The following is a 17,869-nucleotide window of genomic DNA, read 5'->3' as shown; positions in this document are numbered from 1 at the left end:
GAGAAGGCCTTCCTGGAGCGCAAGGCGGCCAAGGAAGCCGAGTGGAAGGCGTCCGGCACCGACCTGTTCGACGTCGTCGACGAGGAGGTCATCGCCGAGGTCCTCGCCACGTGGACCGGCATCCCGGTGTACAAGCTCACCGAGGAGGAGTCCCAGCGGCTGCTCCGCATGGAGGACGAGCTGCACCGCCGGGTCATCGGCCAGGAGCCGGCGATCCACGCGGTGTCCCAGGCCATCCGGCGCACCCGCGCCGGCCTCAAGGACCCGAAGCGGCCCTCGGGCTCGTTCATCTTCGCCGGCCCCTCGGGTGTCGGTAAGACCGAGCTCACCAAGGCGCTCGCGGAGTTCCTGTTCGGCGACGACGACGCCCTGATCCAGATCGACATGGGCGAGTTCCACGACCGCTACACCGCCTCGCGGCTCTTCGGTGCCCCTCCGGGGTACGTGGGCTACGAGGAGGGCGGCCAGCTGACGGAGAAGGTCCGCCGCAAGCCGTTCTCGGTGGTCCTGTTCGACGAGATCGAGAAGGCGCACCAGGAGATCTACAACACGCTCCTGCAGGTGCTGGAGGACGGCCGCCTGACCGACGGTCAGGGTCGCACGGTCGACTTCAAGAACACGGTCATCATCTTCACGTCGAACCTGGGCACCCAGGACATCTCGAAGGCCGTGAACCTCGGCTTCTCGAGCGGCGGCGAGGGCCAGACCTACGACCGGATGAAGCAGCGCGTCGACGACGAGCTGAAGAAGCACTTCCGGCCGGAGTTCCTCAACCGCATCGACGACATCATCGTGTTCCACCAGCTCACCGAAGAGCAGATCGTCAAGATGGTGGACCTGATGATCACCCGCGTCGAGACGCAGCTGAAGAACAAGGACATGGCCATCGAGCTCACGCCGATCGCCAAGAAGCTGCTCGCGACCCGCGGCTTCGACAAGGTGCTGGGTGCTCGGCCGTTGCGCCGGACCATCCAGCGCGAGATCGAGGACCAGCTGTCGGAGAAGATCCTGTTCGGGGAGATCCAGCCCGGCCAGATCATCATCGTCGACGTCGAGGGCTGGGACGGCGAGGAAGGGTCCGCCACGGAGAACGCGAAGTTCACGTTCCGCGGCGAGCCCAAGCCGGCCAACGTGCCGGACGCTCCGCCGGTCAACATGGCCAGCTCGTCCGGTGACGACGCCGCCGCCGAGTCCGCCTGATCTCGGGCAACACGTTCGAAGGCCGCGCCTCTGCTCAGGGGCGCGGCCTTCGCGCATCCACGGTCCTCCGCGAGGAGCAGTCCACGAGCAGTCCACAGAGTTGTCCACACCTCCACGAGGTTGTCCACAGCCCCGCTGGGGATAACTCTCGACCGAATCGGCGGCACGGTCCGTCACCCTCGGGCAAGCTGTACGCATGGGCCTAGAGGAAGACCCGTTCGACTGGCGAGCGACCAAGAACGGCCAGCTGCTGATCTCCCGCGGCGGCCGGCTCGTCACCACCGTTCGCGGCCAGATTGCCGCCAAGCTCCAGGGCCGCTTGGACCAGGCCACCGACGAGGAAGCCCAACAGCTCCTGGCCCGCGCCACCGGCCACTACAAGCACGGCAACGAACGCCGTGGTTAGGTGGACCGACGCCCCCGAGGCGCCAACCACGTACGAAGAGCACCTGCCCGAGGAGCCTCCCAGACGCCGGAGGCGGCCCGGCGTCACCGTCCTCCTGGTGCTCCTCGCCCTCGTCTTCCTGGCTTACGGCGTGGCCCGCGTACTCAGCCTGGACGAGGACGTCGACCTGGCGTTCGTCGTCGGAGCGATGGCGCTGACCCCGTACGTCGTCGTCGGGTGCCTCGTCCTCGCCGTCGTCGCCTTCCTCCTGCGCCGCCGGATCCTCGCCCTCCTCGTTCTCGTCATGGCCCTCTCGTTGGGGGCGCTGCTGGGCCCCCGCCTCCTGTCCGAGGAACAGCCCGACGCCGACGGCACGCACCTGCGGATCATGGCCGCCAACCTCTACCTCGGCCGCGCTGACGCGCAGACCATCGTCGACCTCGTCCGTGACGAGCAGGTCGACGTGTTGGTCCTGCCGGAGCTGACGCCGGCCGAGGTGTCCGCACTGGACAGGGCGGGACTGGCGGAGCTGTTGCCGTACCGCGAGTCGGACGACAGGGTGGGCGGCGACGGGAACGGCATCGCCGCGAACGTGCCGCTGCGCAAGGTGATCCTCATGCCGGACACCACGCTGTCCCAACCCTCGGTGGTGGTCGACCTCCCCGGCCGCGACGACGTCCAGCTCACCGCCGTCCACGTGCAACCACCGCTGTATGACGATGACGTGCGCACCTGGCGCACCGAGCTGGGTCAGCTGCCCAAGTCGAACCCGTCGGGCAAGGTGCGCATCCTCGCCGGCGACTTCAACGCCACCCTCGACCACGCCGCCTTCCGCGACCTGGTCGACCGCGGCTATGCCGACGCGGCCGAGGAAACCGGCGCCGGCCTCGACGCGACGTGGTCGTCCCTACCGACCGGCCCACCACTGACGATCGACCACATCGTCGCCGACTCCCGCTGCGCGATCAGCAGCTACGCCGTCCACAACCTCCCCGGCAGCGACCACAACGCGATCATCGCCGAGGTGATCCTCCCGTAATGGCCGCACCGCAACAGGTTGCCTGTCCGTCCTGGACGTCGAGGATGGGCACCGCGGAGCGTCCCGTCCACTGTCGAAACTGGCCGCGGCCGCCCTGCCTGGTCCCTCCCGGTCGGCTCGCCGACGCGACGGCCACGTGATCACCGACGCTTGAGGCGCCCGGGGACCCGATCGAGGCGTGCGCTCGTCACTTGTGCAGCGGGCCCGGGTACAGGTACTCGTCCGCCGGTCGGGTGTCGTCGTGGAACCACGCCTTGAAGAAGCCGGTCAGGTCCTTGCCCGCGATGTCCTGTGTGAACTGCTCGAACTCCGGCCACGACGCGTTGCCGTCCTTGTGCTTCGCCGGCCATTCCTTCAGCACGCGGTTGAAGGCGTCCTCGCCGATCAGGCGGCGGAGGGCGTGCAGCGCGAGCGGACCCTTCTCGTAGACGGCCGTGAACTCGTTGCCCGGGCCCATGTCGTAGAGCTTGCCGGACCACAGCTTGTCCGTGCCGCGGGCGACCTCCCGCCGGTACTGGTCATCGAGGTTCACGCCGTTCTTCGCCTCGTCCCACAGCCAGGGCGCGTAGCTGGCGAAGCACTCGTTCAGGCAGATGTCCTTCCACTGGTCCACCGAGACCGAGTCGCCGTACCACTGGTGCGCGTTCTCGTGCACCACCACCGACTCCTCCGCCCAGGCCGCGTAGATCGGGCGTGTCTGGGTCTCCAGGGAGAAGCCGATGTTCTCGTTGATGTAGATGCCGCCGGCCGCCGACTGCGGGTACGGGCCGAACTTCGACGCCAGGAACTCCAGGATCTCCGGCAGCCGGGCCTCGACGGACTGCTTGTCCTCGGCACCCGGCGCGTACGCGCTCACCACCGGCGTCCCGCTGGGCAACGTCGACCGCTCGAACGTCCACTTGTCGATGCCCACGGTCGTCAGGTACGTCGCGATCCGGTTCGGCTCTTTCCAGTGGTAGGTGGTCCAGCCGTCCCCGCCCGGCGTCGGCGCGGACTCGACGCCGTTCGAGATCACGCTCCAGCCGTCCGGCACGCGGGCGTCCAACGTGAACGTCGCCTTGTCCTTGGGGGTGTCGTTCGCGGGGTACCAGGCCGTCGCCGAGTGGGGCTCGCCGGCCGCGAACGCGCCGCCGGAGGACGACAGCTGCCAGCCGTTCTCGCCGAGCGTGCCCTCCTCCGTGGTCTCCGGCACGCCCGAGTACTTCACCCGCGTCTCGAACGACGCGCCGGCCGCCACCGGCGCCGAGGGAGTGATCACCAGTTCGTGCTCGCCGGATCGGGTGAACTTGGCGTTCGTGCCGCCGACCGTGACCGAGGCGACCTCCAGGCCCTGCAGGTCCAGGTCGAACTCGGCCAGTTCCTCGGAGGCCTTCGCCGTCACGAGGGTGTCACCCGTCAGATTCTTCGACGACGGGTCGTAGCTGATCTGCACGTGGTACGCCGTGACGTCGTAACCGCCGTTGCCGTCGGTCGGGTAGTACGGGTCCCCGGCACCGTCCTCCGACGGCGTGGCCGAAGCCGCGGGCTCGTCGTCCTTCGGCGCCGAGCCGGGGTTCCTGGACCGCGACACGCTGCACGCGGCGAGGCTGACCGCGGCCAGCGTGAGGCAGACCGCGCGCACGGCTGTGCGGTTACGCATGATCGACTCCCCACTCTCGACGGACCCTGGACATCATGGCCGACCAGGTGTGATGCGTGGGTGTATTACATGCGATGTGATCGAGTTCGGCGGCGAGGGTGGCGGCATCCTGCTATTGCACGGTCTGATGGGCCGCGCCACCACCTGGTGGCGGACGGCGCGGTGGCTGACCAGGTACGGCCGCGTGGTCGGGCTGGACGCACGCGGGCACGGCCGCAGCCCGCACCGCGAGGGCGGCTGGCGCACCGAGGACTTCGTCGAGGACGCCGGGCGGGTCCTCCGGGACATCGGCCCCTCCGTCGTGATCGGGCACTCCATGGGCGGCCTGCACGCGTGGTGCCTGGCCGCCACGCACCCGGAGCTGGTCAGGGCGGTCGTGGTGGAGGACATCGCACCCGACCAGCGTGGCAGGACCGTCGACCCGTGGCGGCCGCACTTCGAGTCGTGGCCGGTGCCGTTCCGCTCGCTCGCGCACGTCCGCGAGTTCTTCGGCCCGCTCGGCGACTACTTCACCGAGTGCATGGTCGAGGAGGACGACGGCTACCACCTGATCTCCGACCTCGAGGTCCTCTACGAGATCGCGAACGAGTGGGGCCGCCGCGACTACTGGCCGTTCGTCGAGCGGGTCACCTGCCCCATGCTCGCCATCGAGGCCGAGCACAGCGCGATGCCGCCCGGTCAGATGGCCGAGCTGCCGAGCCGGGCCGGGGGACCGGTGCACCACCTGGTCGTCAAGGACGCCGGGCACGTCGTCCACCACGACCAGCCGAACGTCTACCGCGGCGCGGTCGAGGCGTTCCTGTCCGACGTCCTCGGGCGCTAGCGGCGCCGGTCGCGCATGGAGCGCGGCAGGTCCATCGGCGTCGGTGCGGCGGGCGGTGCCTCGCGGTAGCCGGGGATCGTCGGTTGGGACGGGTTGGTCCGGACCATGAACGAGCCGCCGAAATCCTCCTCCTCGTCGACCGGCTCCGGCCGGCGGCGAGTAGGTGGCGCCGGCCGGGTCTCCTGCTGCGGGACGGCGCCGGTCGCGGCGTCGGACATCGCGGCATATCGGGCGAACAACGCGCGCCCGGCGACCGTCAACGTGTCCGACCTGCGCAGTTCCTCGATCAGGGTGTCCCGAACCTGGCGCAGTTCTTCGTTCATGTCCCCTCCAGATCGCGGAGGACGTCCGTCTCGCCCGTTTGGGTGTCGACGACGGCGATCTCGGTGATGCGTGCTCTGATCGACCCTACCGGGTACAGCGCGGCGAAGCCCGTGGTCATCTGCGCGGGCTCGAGGCGTTCCGCGAGTGTGCAGTGCGGGATCCACGAGCCGGGGAGGTAGTACGCGGCGGGCTGCTTCACCCGTTTGGCCAGCACGTCGTGCACGGCGGAGTGAACGGCCAGCAACTCGGTGTCCACGACCGCGGTCAGCACGAGCGTCCCGTCGAACGCGGCGAGCGTCGACAGCCACAGCGCCGGGATCGACAGGAGCGCCAGGTCCTCCCGCAACGCCTCACGCGTGCCGGCGGGGATGGTCCTGGCCGCCGCGAACGTCACGTGCGGGCGGTGCCGTGCCGGGCTTGGCACGCCGGCCTCGGAAAGCCTGCGCCACAGCCCGCGCACGGCCGCGTCCGCCTCGCCGTCGAAGGAGAACTCCAGCGTCTGCGCCACGCGCGCAGATTAGGGCCTGTTCGTTGGATCCTTCTGCGGAGGTCCACACCGGGTTGGCGGCGGACTAGGCAAGCAGTTCCTGCCAGGCAGGGGTGTCGATCACGCGGTCGGTGGCGAACCGCTCGCGCCGCGCGGACAGCAGCACCTGCGCGGCCCGCGCCGCCTCGCCGGTGTCACCCGCGCGGATCGTGCGCACCAGCAGGGGCCACGTCGTGACGCCGGCGTACCCGCTCTCGTCGGCGACCCGGCTCGCGTAGCAGGGCTCGTACGCGACACCGTTCTGCCTGGCCAGATCGCCGACGGCGGCGAACGTCGCGTCACCGAACGTCCCGTCCGCCTCGACGTCCACGCTCCGTGCCCGCAGGAGGTGTTGCAGTGCCTGGACTTTCGCGCCCTGCTCGCCCGGCTTGAGCAGGGGCCAGGACCGCACGGGCGCGGCGGGCGAGGTGCCGATGACCGCCGCCACCGCGTTCCGCAGCTCCGGCAGCCGGCCGTAGAGGATCTCGCCGGGGCACTCGGTCGCGTTGAAGTCGCGGTGGCCGCGGATGAGGTCGGGCGAGATCCCGTACTGCTGGGCGATGTACGCGACCAGCTGCACCAGCGAGTTCCACAGCGCCTGCGGCACGTTCACCGAGGTGTAGAGGCCCTCGTTCTCGATGCCGATGATCTCGCTGTTGTGGTCGGCGACGTTCGCGCCCTGCACGTGCCGGGTGCCCTGGTCGAGGATCTCGACGCTGCGGTGCCGCCCCTCGGTGACGAACCCGCCGCGGCTGTTGGTGAGCTGCTGGCCGGTGTCGATCCAGCCGCGGCCGTCCATGTGGAAGTTCTGGATGTCCCGCGAGTTCTGGTAGGCGTGCGCGAGCGAGTAGTCGGTCGAGTTGGCGCCCGCGGTGTGGTGCACGACGATGTAGGTGGGCTTGCGGTTGAGGACGGTGATGGTGCCGTTCGCCGGGCGCGCACCCCACTCGGCACACGTGTAGATGCGCGGCCGGGTGACCGACACCTCGCCGACGGCGACGGGTGTGGCCGTGGCGCCGAGCGCGCCCATCGCTGCGACGGTGAAGCCGCCCCGGAAAAGGGCGCGGCGGGATACGGCCATCTCGATCTCCCTCGACGTGGGGCCACGTGGCCCAGATCGCTGACTGGCTGACTCGACGGTAGTGGCGCGTCCACGCCAAGACAAGAGTTACCCAGTTACGGGAGAATCTAGTTACTGATCACCCGGTAGGGTGAAAAGCCCGTCCGCGGTCTGCTCGACCAACCCGTCGACCAGCAGCGAGTCGAGGCACCGCTCCCGCTGCCCCCCGTCGGACCAGACGATGTCGAGCTTGGCCTTCGGGACGGGCGTGGACGTGCCACGCAGGACGTCGAGCAGCAGCCCACGCACCTGCCGATCGGTACCGGCGAACTTCTGCACGGGCTTGAGCGGCCCGTTGTAGGCGGGTCGTCCGTTGCGCTGCCACGCGCACGCGTCGAAGACCGGGCAGTCGGCGCACCGCGGGTTGCGCGCCGTGCAGACGGTCGCGCCGAGTTCCATGAGCGCGGCGGACATCTGCGCGGCGTGCTCGTCATCGGCGGGCAGCAAGGCGTCCGCATCGGCCAGATCCCGCGTGGTGGAAGCGGGCCCGGCGTCCCCGGCACCGTGCACCGCACGCGCGATCACCCGCCGCACGTTGGTGTCGACGACGGGACACCGCTTGCGGTACGCGAAAGCCGCGACGGCCCGCGCGGTGTAGGCGCCGATGCCGGGCAACGCGAGCAGAGTGTCCACATCGGACGGAACGACGTCGCCGTGCTCGCGAGCGATCACCTCGGCGGTCTCCCGCAACCGCAACGCACGGCGCGGATAACCGAGCTTGCCCCACATCCTGAGCACGTCGGCCGGCGTGGCGGCGGCGAGCGCGGACGGCCTGGGCCACCGCGCCATCCACTCGTGCCAGGAGGGCTCCACCCTGGCGACCGGGGTCTGCTGCAGCATGATCTCGCTGACCAGCACACCCCACGCCGAGGTCCCCGGCTCCCGCCACGGCAGGGGCCGGGCCCGCGCGGCGAACCAGTCGGTCAGTACGAACGCATCAAGGCTCATCGCCCGCCGATGCTATCGGGTTGTCCACAGCCCGTGCGCCTGTCCACAGGCAAGATCAACATCGGGGTGGTTGTCGGCACCCCCCGATAGAATGGGACCGGGGCCGCCCCCGGGATGGGGTGGGGGGTGCTCTTAACCACAGAGCGCGAACTTTGGGCGAAATTGCGCTGGGTAGCCGCGGCCGAGGGTGACCTTTGGCGAGCAGTTTCCGCAGGTCAGCGGCGCGGTTGAGCTTCGTGCCGGGCGCCGGCTCGACCTCGTTCTGGTCGGCCGGCGCCTGTGCGAGACGGCTGGCCCGTTTTCCGCACCTGATCGAGTTTCGGCTGATCACGAGCTTGGGCCGGAGCAGCGTCCCCGATCATCTCCGCGGTCCTGTGCGGAATACCCGGCTAACTGACCTCGGTCAGCTCGGCGGTCCGCACGTCGTAGACGAAGCCGCGCACGTTGTCCCGGTGCGGCACGAACGGGTTGCGCCGCACTCGCTCCACCGACTGTCGCACGCTGTGCTCGACCTCGCGGAACGCCTCGATGGCCCACGGCGGGCGGAGTTTGGTGTCGCGCTCCAGCTCGTCCTTGAACTCGTCGTCGGTGATCGTCGCCATGCCGCACGAGGTGTGCTGCATGACGATGACCTCGCGGGTCTGCAGCTTGCGTTGGCTGATGGCGAGCGAGCGGATGATGTCGTCGGTGACGATCCCGCCCGCGTTGCGCATGATGTGCACCTCGCCGTGCTTCAGGCCGAACACGTCGAAGACCTTGATGCGCGCGTCCATACACGTGACCACGGCGAGGTGCAGGGACGGGATCGGTGTCGGGACCTCGGGCGCACCCTGGTCCACCCCGATCGCGTGCCGGTGCAGCAGCTCGTCGATTGCGGTCATGGTCAGCTCCCTCTCCATGACGCCGACATTGCGTTGGACCTCTGGATTCCCACTCGATCTCCAATTGGAGCAAGTGCGGCGCACGAGGGCAACGTGTTGTCGACCACCACCGTCTGTGGCTCGTACCAGCGGAAATATCCCCCGATCGGGGTTATGGAAGATCCACACCGACACGTTATCGCGGGTTTACCGTCGAGGCATGATCGAACCGAACGGCCCGCTGCCGCCGTCCGTGTACTGGCGCCGCCGCGCGATGGCGGCGGTTTTCTCGGTGCTCGCGATGGTACTGCTGGCGTGGGTCATCGGCGGCCTGCTGGAGGCCGACGATCAGCACCCGGTGGAGGGGACGGCCAGTGCGTCGGTTCTGTCGTCGGTCAGGGGCGGCGGGACGTCGACACGGGGTTCCGCGCCGCCGTCGAGTCCGGGGCCGAACGATCCTCGCGGGTCGGTGACGGTGAGTCCGACGACCACGAGCAGTTCGACGCCCCGTCCGGCACCTGGGCCTCCGCCACCGCCCGGGCCGTGTCCGGACGCCGCGATGAGGGTGGTGGCGGGTCCGGAGGTGCCGTCGTACCCGGTTGGTGCTCGGCCTCTGTTGCGGCTGGTGATCACGAATTCTGGGCAGGTGCCGTGCGTCCGGGACGTCAGCCGGAACCTGCGGGAGATTGTCGTGTTGGGGTCGGACGGGACGCGGTTGTGGTCGAGCAATGACTGTTACGGGCCGCCTCAGGCGGATGTGCGTGTGCTCGCTGTTGGGCGGCCGGTGGAGTTCTCGGTGAGCTGGGCTGGACGGACTTCCGCGCCCGGCTGTCCGGTTGATCGGTCGACTGTGTTGGCTGGGAGCTATCAGGTGGTGGGGCGGTTGGGAGCGTTGACGAGCCCGCCCGCTCCGCTCACCCTGACCTGATCGTTCCTGGCCTCAGATTGGCGGCCGTGCTGGTCAGGGGCCGAACCAACGCTCTTCAGCGGTCCTCGGTGGTGCCGACGTCTCGCCCAGGACAAGCTCGGTGTCCAGTGTGATGTGCCTCGGCCGGGTGTGTTCCGCGGCGCCGAGCAGCAGCTTTCCCGCCGCTCGTCCCTTCTCCAGTACCGGCTGCCGGATTGTGGTCAAGCCGACGCGTTCGGCCTCGGCGATACCGTCGAAGCCTGTCACCGTCAGGTCGTGGGGGACTCGCAGGCCGCGCTTCTTGGCTTCCTGAAGTGCGCCCAGCGCCAGGATGTCCGACGTGCAGATCAGGGCCGTGACCTCGGGATTGGCGTCCAGCAGCTGTGCCGCCGCCGCTGAGCCGGAGGTTGTCGAGTGGTCGAAGCGTTCCACCACCGGGACCCGTGCCCAGTCGACCCCTACGCCCTCGAACGACTCCGCCAGCGCCGTCAAGCGGGCTCGCTGCACGTGGAAGTGTGCCGTTCGCTGGCGGGCCACCGAGGCGAAGCCGTCGTTGCGGTCGCGGGCCAGGCGCATGCACAGTACGCCGATGTTGCGGTGTCCCAGGGTGATCAGCCGGCCGGCCAACTCGCTGATCGCCGCGTGGTCGTCGATGCCCACCAGGTCCACGCCCTCGACGCGGGGTTGGTCGCACACCACGGTTGGTACCGGCCTGGAGAGGACGGCCGCCAGGTGTGGGTCGTCGTCCGGGACCGAGTACACGACGAAACCGTCCACGCCGGCACTGTGGACGGCCGTGACGTCGTCGCGTTCCGGGTTCACCGGTACCAGGTGCAGTCCCTGGCCGGCGCCCTCGCACGCCAGTGCCAGCCCTTCCAGGAAGCCCAGTGCGGCCGGGTCGCGGAACGCGTACGACAGGTTCTCGGTCAGCAGTAGGCCGACCGCGCCCGCCTTACGGGTCCGCAGGGACCGTGCCACCGGGTCCGGCCCTGGATAACCCAACCGCCGCGCGGTCTCAAGCACCCGCCTGCGCAGCTCCGGTGAGAGCTGGTCAGGCCGGTTGTAGGCGTTGGACACGGTGGTCCGGGACACACCGAGCTCCGCGGCCAGCGACGCCAGTGTCGCAGGCCGGCGAACATGCATAGACCGCGCCATGTGCTGACCGTAACGGTTCAGAAGCACGAGCAGAAGTCCGCCGGCACACGTCACGTTCACCGCATCCAGTGACACATCGCACCCGGTCGGATGAAGCGCCCTGGATTTCAAGACGTATAGTCGACCACGGGTAGTCGAAAACAGTTTTCATTACCCATAGTGTGACACGCATATGTGTTCGGAGGATCGCCATGAGAAGCGCCCTTCCAGTCGCGATCACCGCGGTCGCCCTCGTGGTGGCGGGGTGCGGGGGCGGGTCTGACGCGAGCGCGGACGGGAAGATCTCCGTCGTCGCGTCCACGAACGTGTGGGGGAGCGTGGTCCAGGCGGTCGGCGGCGCGGCGGTCAGCGTGCGGTCGCTGATCAACGACCCGTCCGCGGACCCGCACTCCTACCAGGACAAGCCCGAGGACGCGACGCTGCTGACCGACGCCCGGCTCGTGGTCTACAACGGCGGCGGCTACGACGACTTCTTCACCAAGCTCGTCGACGCGGCCGGCGCGAACGCCAGGCGCATCTCCGCCTACGAGCTCTCCGGCCACCCCGATGGCGAGAACGAGCACGTCTGGTACGAGCTGGCGACGGTCAAGAAGGTCGCCGACCGGGTCGCGAGCGACCTCGGCGCGCTCGACCCTGGCCACAGGGGCACCTACGCGGGCAACGCGAAGGCCTTCGACGCGAAGCTCGACACGCTCGCCACCAGGGCGGCGGCGATCCCCGACAGCAAGGTCGTCTCGACCGAACCCGTCGCGCACTACCTGCTCCAGGCGGCCGGCATGACCGACGTGACGCCGTCCGCGTTCGCCGAGGCCATCGAGGAGGAGACCGACCCGCCGGTGATCGCGGTCGCCGAGACCAACGATCTCGTCGCCAAGAAGCAGGTCGTCGCGCTGATCAACAACGCGCAGGCCGAGACGAACGTGACCAACCAGCTCCTCGCCACCGCCAGGACGGCCGGCCTGCCGGTGGTGGACGTGGCTGAGACCTTGCCACCGGGCGTGACCGGCTACGTTGAGTGGATGACCAAGGAAGTGGACTCGTTGGCAGGCGCTGTGTCGTGAGTACTCCGGCAGTGTCGTTGCGGGACGCCACACTCGGTTACGGCGACCGCATCCTGTGGTCCGGGCTGAACCTGGACATCGAACGCGGTGAGTTCGTCGCCGTGCTGGGGCCCAACGGCTCCGGCAAGACCAGCCTGCTCCGCGTGCTGCTCGGGTTGCGGCCGCTGTCGTCCGGCACCGTGCGCATCGTGGGCGAGCCACCGGGCCGCGGCAACCAGCGCATCGGCTACATCCCGCAGCAACGCGCCATCGACGCGCCGCTGCGGGGCCGTGACCTGGTGGGGCTCGGTCTGGACGGGCACCGCTGGGGAACCGGCCTGCGCCGGATCCGCGAGCGGCGCCAGCGCGTGGACGAGGCGCTGGCCGACGTCGGCGCGGAGGCGTTCGCGAAGGCCCCCGTCGCCCAGCTGTCCGGCGGCGAGCAGCAGCGGCTGCGGGTGGCGCAGGCCCTGGTCAGCGACCCCGAGGTGCTGTTGTGCGACGAGCCGCTGCTGTCGCTCGACCTCGCCAACCAGCGGGTGGTCAGCTCCCTGATCGACCGCAGGCGGCGCAGTGCCAACACCGCCGTGCTGTTCGTGACGCACGAGATCAACCCGGTGCTGCCGCTGGTCGACCGCGTGCTGTACCTCGTGGACGGTCGTTTCCGGATCGGCCGGCCGGACGAGGTGATGAACTCCGAGACGCTGTCCGAGCTGTACCGCGCGAAGATCGACGTCGTGCGCGTGCGGGGGCAGATCCACGTGGTCGGCGCGCAGAGCTCAGTGTGCGAGGACCAGCCCCACCACCTGCACGAGGAGCCGGCGTAGATGGACAGGCTCTTCGACTGGGACCTCTACGGCAAGCTGTTCGCGCTGCCGTACGTCCAGGCCGCGCTGATCGCCGCGGCCATCCTCGGCCTGCTGGCCGGCGTGCTCGGGCCGCTGATCGTCAGCCGCAACATGGCCTTCGCCGTGCACGGCACGAGTGAACTGTCGTTCACCGGCGGTGCGGCGGCCCTGCTGCTGGGGGCCGACGTCGGCCACGGGGCGCTGGCCGGGGCCATCGTCGCCGCACTGGTGCTCGGCGTGCTGTCGCGGCGCAGCTCCGAGCACGACTCGGTGATCGGCGCGGTGCTCTCGTTCGGACTGGGCGTCGGCGTGCTGCTGCTGTGGTTCTACCCGGGCCGCGCGTCCAACAAGTTCGGCCTGCTGGTCGGGCAGATCGTGGGCGTGGACTTCGCGTCGATCGCGTTGCTGGCGAGCTGCGGGATCGTGGTGCTGCTCGTGCTGCTGGTGATCTACCGGCCGCTGCTGTTCGCGTCCGTGGACCCGGATGTGGCGAAGGCCCGCGGCGTCCCGGTGGGCGGGCTGTCGGTCGTGTTCGCGGTCCTGGTGGGTGTGGCGACGGCACTGGGCGTGCAGACGGTCGGCGCGCTGCTCGTGCTGGCACTGATGATCACCCCGGCAGCCGCCGCGGCCCGGGTGACGGCGAGCCCGCTGCGCGCGACGGTGCTGGCCGTGGTCTTCGCGGAGACCGCCGCGCTGGGCGGGTTCATCCTGTCGCTGGCGCCGGGCGCGCCGGTGAGCGCGTTCGTCACCGGCATCTCGTTCCTGATCTACCTGGTGTGCTGGGTCGTCGGCCGGTCGCGTGGCCGCGTCGCCACCGGCCCGGCCGCGGTGACCAGGCCGGTGGCGGCCGGCTAGCCGATCGAGTCCAGCTCGGCGACGGCGTCGGCGGGCAGGACGAGGTCCGCGGCCGCCATGTTCTCGCGGAGGTGGGCCACCGACGACGTGCCCGGGATCAGCGCGATGGCCGGCGAGCGCTGCAGCAGCCAGGCCAGTGCGACCTGGGGCGGCGTCGCGTCGAGCCGCGCGGCGACCTTGTTCAGTGTCTCCGACTGCAGCGGGGTGAAGCCGCCGAGCGGGAAGTACGGCACGTAGGTGATGCCCTCGGCCGCGCACCGGTCGATCAGCGCGTCGTCGGCGCGGTTGACCACGTTGTACATGTTCTGCACGGTGACGACCGGCGCGATGCCCTGCGCCTCGGTGAGCTGGGCGTCGGAGACCGTGCTGACGCCCAGGTGCCGGATCAGCCCCTGCTGCCGCAGCTCGGCGAGCGTCTCGAACTGCTCGGCGATCGGCTTGTCGTCGGGACCCTCGTTGCCGCCCACGCGCATGTTGACCACGTCGAGGACGTCCACGCCGAGGTGCTCGAGGTTCTCGTGGACCTGCCTGCGCAGGTCCTCGGGCTCGCGCCGGTGGATCCACTCGGCGTTCGGCCCGCGCCGCGCGCCCACCTTCGTGACGATGGTCAGGCCGTCGTACGGGTGCAGGGCCTCGCGGATCAGCTCGTTGACCACCGTGGGGCCGTAGAAGTCGGCGGTGTCGATGTGGTCGACGCCAAGCTCGACAGCGGTGCGCAGAACGGCGATGGCCTCGTCCCGGTCGCGGGGCGGGCCGAACACGCCAGGACCGGCGAGCTGCATGGCGCCGTAGCCCATACGGTTGATTTCCATACCTCCACTATCCGCCCACGGCCTCGGCGGTGGGCACGCCCCCGCGTTCCTGGGGCTGTCAGGGCTACCTTTGTGGAGTGAGCGCACTCGGTGAGTTCCTCCGCGCCCGACGGGAGCTGGTGACGCCGAAGGACGTCGGCCTCGAGACGGGCGGCTTCCGGCGCGTGCCGGGCCTGCGCCGCGAGGAGGTCGCGACACTGGCCGGCATCAGCGCCGACTACTACCTGCGCCTGGAGCAGGGCCGCGACCGTCACCCGTCCGTGCAGGTGCTCGACGCGCTGGCGCGGGTCCTCCAGCTCGACGAGACGGCCACCGCGCACCTGATGGGGCTGGGCGGTCACCTACCGCCGCGGGACCCGCGGGACCCGCTCGTGCCGGAGGGCATCCCCGAGTTGATCGACGGCTGGCCGGACAACCCGGCATACGTGATGAGCAGGTTCACGGACCTGCTCGCCGTGAACCGGCTGGCGGCGGCGCTGTCCCCGAACTACCGCGTGGGCGTGAACATGCTGCGGAGGTTGTTCCTGGACCCGGCGGAACGAGAAATGCGGCGCGACTGGGAGTTGATGACCGAGGAGAGCGTGGGCACCCTGCGTGCCAGCACGGGCGCGGACCTGTCCAACCCGCGGCTGATCGAGCTGGTGAGCGAGCTGTCGGCCGAGAGTGAGCGCTTCCGCCTGCTGTGGTCCCGGCACGACGTGCAGGTGCGGCACAGCCGGGTCCACCACCTGACCCACCCTGTCGTGGGTGACCTGGACCTGCGTGCGCACAAGCTGATCATCAGCGGCACGGACACCGTGCGGCTCGTGGTCCTCCACGCCGACCCGGGCAGCCGCGACGCGGAGCGCCTGGCCAGGCTTCAGTTGGTGGCGTCGCCGGCCGGTAGTTGATACTGCCGGGTCTATGTGGACCGACTTCGTCACGCACTGGCAGGTGTACCTGTCCATGCCCGTGGTGGCGGCCGTCATCGGCTACCTGACGAAACGCGCGGCCATCGAGATGATGTTCCGCCCGGTTGACTTCGTCGGCATCCCCCCGTTCCTGGGCTGGCAGGGCGTGGTGCCCAGGAACTCGGCACGGATGATCGCCGTGGCGGCGGACCTGCTGACGTCGAGACTGGTCGACCCCCGGGAGATCTTCCAACGCCTGGACCCCCACCGGCTGGCGGCGGAACTGGAACTGCCACTGCTGGTGGCCGCGAACGAGATAACCCGCGATGTCCTGTCCGACCAGGGTTTGTGGCGCAACCTGCCGCCACTGGGGCAGGAGCTGGTCCTCAAACGCGTCCAGGCCGGAATTCCGGACCTGGTCGCCCGCGTCATGGCCGAGGTGGCCGGCAACATTCACGAGGTCCTGGACATCAAAGAGGTGGCGGTCAACGCGCTGCACCGGGACAAACGGGTCCTGCTCAAACTGGTCCGGGATATTTCCCGGCCGGAAATGGCGTTCATAGCCCGCTGCGGTGTCTACTTCGGTCTGTTCCTGGGGCTGGTGCAGACGCTGGTGTGGGCACTGACGAAGGCGCCGCTGGTCATGCCGCTGTTCGGCGCCGCGATCGGCTGGCTCACCGACTGGCTGGCGATCAAGCTGGTGTTCTTCCCCCGCGAACGCCGCAGGATCCTGGGCATACTCCCGCTACAGGGCGTCTTCCAACGCCGAAGGGACGAGGTGGCGAAGCAGTACGCGACGGTGGTGGCCCGAGAGGTGATGACCGTCCCGAACCTGGTGGCCACGATCCTGCACGGCCCCCGCGCGGACCGGCTGCGCGCCATGATCCGGGAGACGGTGGAACAGGCCATAGAGGAGCAGGCCGGGATCGCACGCCCGCTGATGGGCGCCCCCCGCTTCGCGACCCTGAAGAAGACGGCGGCGGAACGAGCCATCCGCTACCTGCCGACGACGATGCTGACGGCGGAGCGGTACGCCACGGAGGCCCTGGACATCCGCGACACAATAGCCAAGAAAATGCGCCGCCTGACCCGCGTGGAATACGAGGGCCTGCTACGCCCGGCATTCCGCCAGGACGAGTGGAAGCTGATAGCCGTGGGCGCGGCAATAGGCGCGTTGATAGGTGAACTGCAGGTGATCCTGCTACTCCACTGAGGTGAGTTCGTCGCGCACCGTTGAGCCGAGATCACCCCAGGACTCGACGATCCTGCCGCCGTCCACCCGGTACATCGCGAGCTCCGTGGTGCTGATCACCCGCCCGGTCGCGGCAACACCGAGGAACGTGCCGGCATGCGTCCCGGTACCGGTCAGCCGCGCGGACAACCAGTCACCGTCGACGAGGAGATGCCGCAGATCCCAGTGATAGTCCGGAAAAGCCTCCACCACGGCCGCCAACCCGGCGATGTACCGGCCGAGCCCCTGGTCGGCGTCGTTGACCCGAACGCCCTCGGCGACGAACTCCCCCAGCTCCTCGAACCGATGGCTGTTGCACCGCTCGATATAGCGCCGGTAGAAGTCCCTCAGCTCCGCGTGCTCCACGATCCCACTCTGTCAGAACCAGCGTCGCCGTGCCTGCCATCGTCCACGAAAAGACTGTGGAGAGCGCGTCCAGCCGCCGCTTCAGCGCTCGTCCAGGTTGTCAAGCCGGCGCCAGGCCGTCAGCCTCTCCCAGGTCGTCAGCTTGCCTGAGCCTCGGTGACCTGGGCGCGTTGGCCGCGCCGAGTTCCTTGAATCGCCGCTCCGCGTCAGCAGTCGTCCTGACGGCGGCCACGAAGCAACGGCCGATGTCGAACGCATGCTCTCGCACGGTGGACACCGAGGGAAGAGCGGCGGTTGATCCCGTGTTCGGATGCCACAGCTCGATGGCGCGAACTTCGTCGTCTTCATCCACAAGGTGGACTACCAGGGAGTGCACCAACACATGGCGGTCATTCAGCACCGCGTACGAGTCTCGCCGCAACGTGCGGACAGCTGTCCAGTCTGGTTCCGCAACAACAAGCTGGTCGAGCTGTCTGCGAAGTACTCCACCCCTCGCAACCATCGCGAGTTCATGCGCGGCACTCCAACCCCAACGCGTTGCGACAAGCTGGGCAAGGCCATATTCCAACCTCGTCGCCTCTACGACGACCTCACCGATTGCCGCGTACAGCTCGCGGGTCATCTCCATCGCTGAACTCTTCTCGCTGCTGGCCTACGAGGAATGCTTGTCCGTAGAGTCGCGTGTGGACGGTATTTGTTTTCGTCGACCACGGAACGTGACGTACCGGTTGCGTGATCACGCTGCCTCTGCGCGCTCCGACCCGCCTACTTCGACCGCCGTTTTGAGTAGGTCAGCGCCATGATCGGGCCGCGGCTCCGAGGACGGCGCAGCTCTGCCGTCAGAACTGGTAGTTCAGCGCATGGAGTGAGCCTCTACCTGCCGGTTTGTAGATCATCATGC

Annotated in this window: 20 protein-coding genes; 9 read left to right on the top strand and 11 right to left on the bottom strand. The window is 69.1% G+C overall.

The window, feature by feature from the left end; translation table 11 throughout:
• From ACJ73U_RS11740 to ACJ73U_RS11730, 3 genes are all read left to right on the top strand, one after another.
• Positions 1 to 1,200, top strand: a 1,200-nt coding sequence (locus tag ACJ73U_RS11740) for an AAA family ATPase (RefSeq protein WP_407777604.1), incomplete at its 5' end; no start/stop codon positions are given.
• Positions 1,201 to 1,396: 196 nt separating this feature from the next.
• Positions 1,397 to 1,606, top strand: coding sequence for a hypothetical protein (locus tag ACJ73U_RS11735; protein WP_407777603.1), 210 nt, complete (start codon positions 1,397 to 1,399; stop codon positions 1,604 to 1,606).
• Positions 1,607 to 1,703: 97 nt separating this feature from the next.
• Entirely contained in the window at positions 1,704 to 2,624 is a 921-nt protein-coding gene (locus ACJ73U_RS11730; RefSeq protein ID WP_407777602.1) for an endonuclease/exonuclease/phosphatase family protein, read from the top strand.
• A 187-nt stretch (positions 2,625 to 2,811) separates the two neighbouring features.
• Here ACJ73U_RS11730 and ACJ73U_RS11725 read toward each other — a convergent pair whose 3' ends face one another.
• Positions 2,812 to 4,263, bottom strand: a complete 1,452-nt coding sequence (locus ACJ73U_RS11725; protein ID WP_407777601.1) for a M1 family metallopeptidase — start codon at positions 4,261 to 4,263, stop codon at positions 2,812 to 2,814.
• 52 nt (positions 4,264 to 4,315) lie between these two features.
• Here ACJ73U_RS11725 and ACJ73U_RS11720 point away from each other — a divergent pair, with 52 nt between their 5' ends.
• Positions 4,316 to 5,086 carry an alpha/beta fold hydrolase gene (locus ACJ73U_RS11720; protein WP_407777600.1) on the top strand — a complete coding sequence of 257 codons (771 nt, stop codon included), beginning with the start codon at positions 4,316 to 4,318 and terminating at the stop codon, positions 5,084 to 5,086.
• Here ACJ73U_RS11720 and ACJ73U_RS11715 read toward each other — a convergent pair.
• The 7 genes from ACJ73U_RS11715 to ACJ73U_RS11685 all read right to left on the bottom strand — a co-directional run bounded on the left by ACJ73U_RS11715 (position 5,083) and on the right by ACJ73U_RS11685 (position 10,926).
• Positions 5,083 to 5,409, bottom strand: a complete 327-nt coding sequence (locus tag ACJ73U_RS11715) for a hypothetical protein (protein ID WP_407777599.1) — start codon at positions 5,407 to 5,409, stop codon at positions 5,083 to 5,085. The genes ACJ73U_RS11720 and ACJ73U_RS11715 overlap by 4 nt on opposite strands.
• Positions 5,406 to 5,918 carry a 2'-5' RNA ligase family protein gene (locus ACJ73U_RS11710; protein WP_407777598.1) on the bottom strand — a complete coding sequence of 171 codons (513 nt, stop codon included), beginning with the start codon at positions 5,916 to 5,918 and terminating at the stop codon, positions 5,406 to 5,408. The genes ACJ73U_RS11715 and ACJ73U_RS11710 overlap by 4 nt, the downstream gene beginning before the upstream one ends.
• A gap of 64 nt (positions 5,919 to 5,982) precedes the next feature.
• Entirely contained in the window at positions 5,983 to 7,017 is a 1,035-nt protein-coding gene (locus ACJ73U_RS11705; RefSeq protein ID WP_407777597.1) for an N-acetylmuramoyl-L-alanine amidase, read from the bottom strand.
• A gap of 111 nt (positions 7,018 to 7,128) precedes the next feature.
• A complete protein-coding gene (locus ACJ73U_RS11700; RefSeq protein ID WP_407777596.1) occupies positions 7,129 to 8,004 on the bottom strand; it encodes an A/G-specific adenine glycosylase in 876 nt (291 codons plus the stop codon).
• A gap of 389 nt (positions 8,005 to 8,393) precedes the next feature.
• Positions 8,394 to 8,885 (bottom strand): beta-class carbonic anhydrase, encoded by a 492-nt coding sequence (locus ACJ73U_RS11695; RefSeq protein ID WP_407777595.1) that lies wholly within the window; start codon positions 8,883 to 8,885, stop codon positions 8,394 to 8,396.
• Between the two features lie 327 nt (positions 8,886 to 9,212).
• The gene (locus ACJ73U_RS11690) at positions 9,213 to 9,497 is read right to left on the bottom strand and encodes a hypothetical protein (RefSeq protein WP_407777594.1); all 285 of its coding nucleotides are present in this window, start codon (positions 9,495 to 9,497) and stop codon (positions 9,213 to 9,215) included.
• A gap of 328 nt (positions 9,498 to 9,825) precedes the next feature.
• Positions 9,826 to 10,926: a LacI family DNA-binding transcriptional regulator gene (locus tag ACJ73U_RS11685; RefSeq protein WP_407777593.1), complete on the bottom strand. Its 1,101-nt coding sequence runs from the start codon at positions 10,924 to 10,926 to the stop codon at positions 9,826 to 9,828.
• A gap of 191 nt (positions 10,927 to 11,117) precedes the next feature.
• Here ACJ73U_RS11685 and ACJ73U_RS11680 point away from each other — a divergent pair, with 191 nt between their 5' ends.
• Genes ACJ73U_RS11680 through ACJ73U_RS11670 form a run of 3 tightly spaced genes read left to right on the top strand, consistent with a single transcriptional unit; the run spans position 11,118 to position 13,669 of the window.
• On the top strand, positions 11,118 to 11,987 hold the full coding sequence (locus ACJ73U_RS11680) for a metal ABC transporter solute-binding protein, Zn/Mn family (protein ID WP_407777592.1): 870 nt from the start codon (positions 11,118 to 11,120) through the stop codon (positions 11,985 to 11,987).
• Complete coding sequence (locus ACJ73U_RS11675) at positions 11,984 to 12,793, top strand: metal ABC transporter ATP-binding protein (RefSeq protein ID WP_407777591.1); 810 nt, start codon at positions 11,984 to 11,986, stop codon at positions 12,791 to 12,793. Before ACJ73U_RS11680 ends, ACJ73U_RS11675 begins: the two co-directional genes overlap by 4 nt.
• Positions 12,794 to 13,669: a metal ABC transporter permease gene (locus ACJ73U_RS11670; RefSeq protein ID WP_407777590.1), complete on the top strand. Its 876-nt coding sequence runs from the start codon at positions 12,794 to 12,796 to the stop codon at positions 13,667 to 13,669.
• On the opposite strand, the gene ACJ73U_RS11665 is transcribed toward ACJ73U_RS11670, so the two are convergent.
• Positions 13,666 to 14,481, bottom strand: coding sequence for an oxidoreductase (locus tag ACJ73U_RS11665; RefSeq protein WP_407777589.1), 816 nt, complete (start codon positions 14,479 to 14,481; stop codon positions 13,666 to 13,668). The genes ACJ73U_RS11670 and ACJ73U_RS11665 overlap by 4 nt on opposite strands.
• A gap of 77 nt (positions 14,482 to 14,558) precedes the next feature.
• Between ACJ73U_RS11665 and ACJ73U_RS11660 the strand changes: the two genes are divergently transcribed.
• Both ACJ73U_RS11660 and ACJ73U_RS11655 read left to right on the top strand, forming a co-directional pair.
• Positions 14,559 to 15,371: a helix-turn-helix transcriptional regulator gene (locus tag ACJ73U_RS11660; protein WP_407777588.1), complete on the top strand. Its 813-nt coding sequence runs from the start codon at positions 14,559 to 14,561 to the stop codon at positions 15,369 to 15,371.
• Positions 15,372 to 15,384: 13 nt separating this feature from the next.
• Positions 15,385 to 16,584: a DUF445 domain-containing protein gene (locus ACJ73U_RS11655; protein WP_407777587.1), complete on the top strand. Its 1,200-nt coding sequence runs from the start codon at positions 15,385 to 15,387 to the stop codon at positions 16,582 to 16,584.
• Here ACJ73U_RS11655 and ACJ73U_RS11650 read toward each other — a convergent pair.
• Both ACJ73U_RS11650 and ACJ73U_RS11645 read right to left on the bottom strand, forming a co-directional pair.
• Positions 16,573 to 16,968: an ester cyclase gene (locus ACJ73U_RS11650; protein ID WP_407777586.1), complete on the bottom strand. Its 396-nt coding sequence runs from the start codon at positions 16,966 to 16,968 to the stop codon at positions 16,573 to 16,575. The two genes, ACJ73U_RS11655 and ACJ73U_RS11650, sit on opposite strands and share 12 nt — an antisense overlap.
• Before the next feature lie 100 nt (positions 16,969 to 17,068).
• Entirely contained in the window at positions 17,069 to 17,596 is a 528-nt protein-coding gene (locus ACJ73U_RS11645) for a hypothetical protein (RefSeq protein WP_407777585.1), read from the bottom strand.
• Positions 17,597 to 17,869: the final 273 nt, after the last annotated feature.

Source organism: Actinophytocola sp., assembly GCF_045807065.1.
Lineage (GTDB): Bacteria > Actinomycetota > Actinomycetes > Mycobacteriales > Pseudonocardiaceae > Actinophytocola.
The sequence above is the reverse complement of the archived record's forward strand: the minus strand, read 5'-3'. Positions and strand labels throughout refer to the sequence as shown.

What these genes read in the sequence shown, in the direction of transcription:
- ACJ73U_RS11665 (WP_407777589.1), bottom strand. Translation starts at nt 14,481, where the DNA reads ATGGAAATCAACCGTATGGGCTACGGCGCCATGCAGCTCGCCGGTCCT.
- ACJ73U_RS11725 (WP_407777601.1), bottom strand. Translation starts at nt 4,263, where the DNA reads ATGCGTAACCGCACAGCCGTGCGCGCGGTCTGCCTCACGCTGGCCGCG.
- ACJ73U_RS11715 (WP_407777599.1), bottom strand. Translation starts at nt 5,409, where the DNA reads ATGAACGAAGAACTGCGCCAGGTTCGGGACACCCTGATCGAGGAACTG.
- ACJ73U_RS11705 (WP_407777597.1), bottom strand. Translation starts at nt 7,017, where the DNA reads ATGGCCGTATCCCGCCGCGCCCTTTTCCGGGGCGGCTTCACCGTCGCA.
- ACJ73U_RS11685 (WP_407777593.1), bottom strand. Translation starts at nt 10,926, where the DNA reads ATGGCGCGGTCTATGCATGTTCGCCGGCCTGCGACACTGGCGTCGCTG.
- ACJ73U_RS11700 (WP_407777596.1), bottom strand. Translation starts at nt 8,004, where the DNA reads ATGAGCCTTGATGCGTTCGTACTGACCGACTGGTTCGCCGCGCGGGCC.
- ACJ73U_RS11735 (WP_407777603.1), top strand. Translation starts at nt 1,397, where the DNA reads ATGGGCCTAGAGGAAGACCCGTTCGACTGGCGAGCGACCAAGAACGGC.
- ACJ73U_RS11670 (WP_407777590.1), top strand. Translation starts at nt 12,794, where the DNA reads ATGGACAGGCTCTTCGACTGGGACCTCTACGGCAAGCTGTTCGCGCTG.
- ACJ73U_RS11655 (WP_407777587.1), top strand. Translation starts at nt 15,385, where the DNA reads ATGTGGACCGACTTCGTCACGCACTGGCAGGTGTACCTGTCCATGCCC.
- ACJ73U_RS11695 (WP_407777595.1), bottom strand. Translation starts at nt 8,885, where the DNA reads ATGACCGCAATCGACGAGCTGCTGCACCGGCACGCGATCGGGGTGGAC.
- ACJ73U_RS11720 (WP_407777600.1), top strand. Translation starts at nt 4,316, where the DNA reads ATGCGTGGGTGTATTACATGCGATGTGATCGAGTTCGGCGGCGAGGGT.
- ACJ73U_RS11645 (WP_407777585.1), bottom strand. Translation starts at nt 17,596, where the DNA reads ATGGAGATGACCCGCGAGCTGTACGCGGCAATCGGTGAGGTCGTCGTA.
- ACJ73U_RS11680 (WP_407777592.1), top strand. Translation starts at nt 11,118, where the DNA reads ATGAGAAGCGCCCTTCCAGTCGCGATCACCGCGGTCGCCCTCGTGGTG.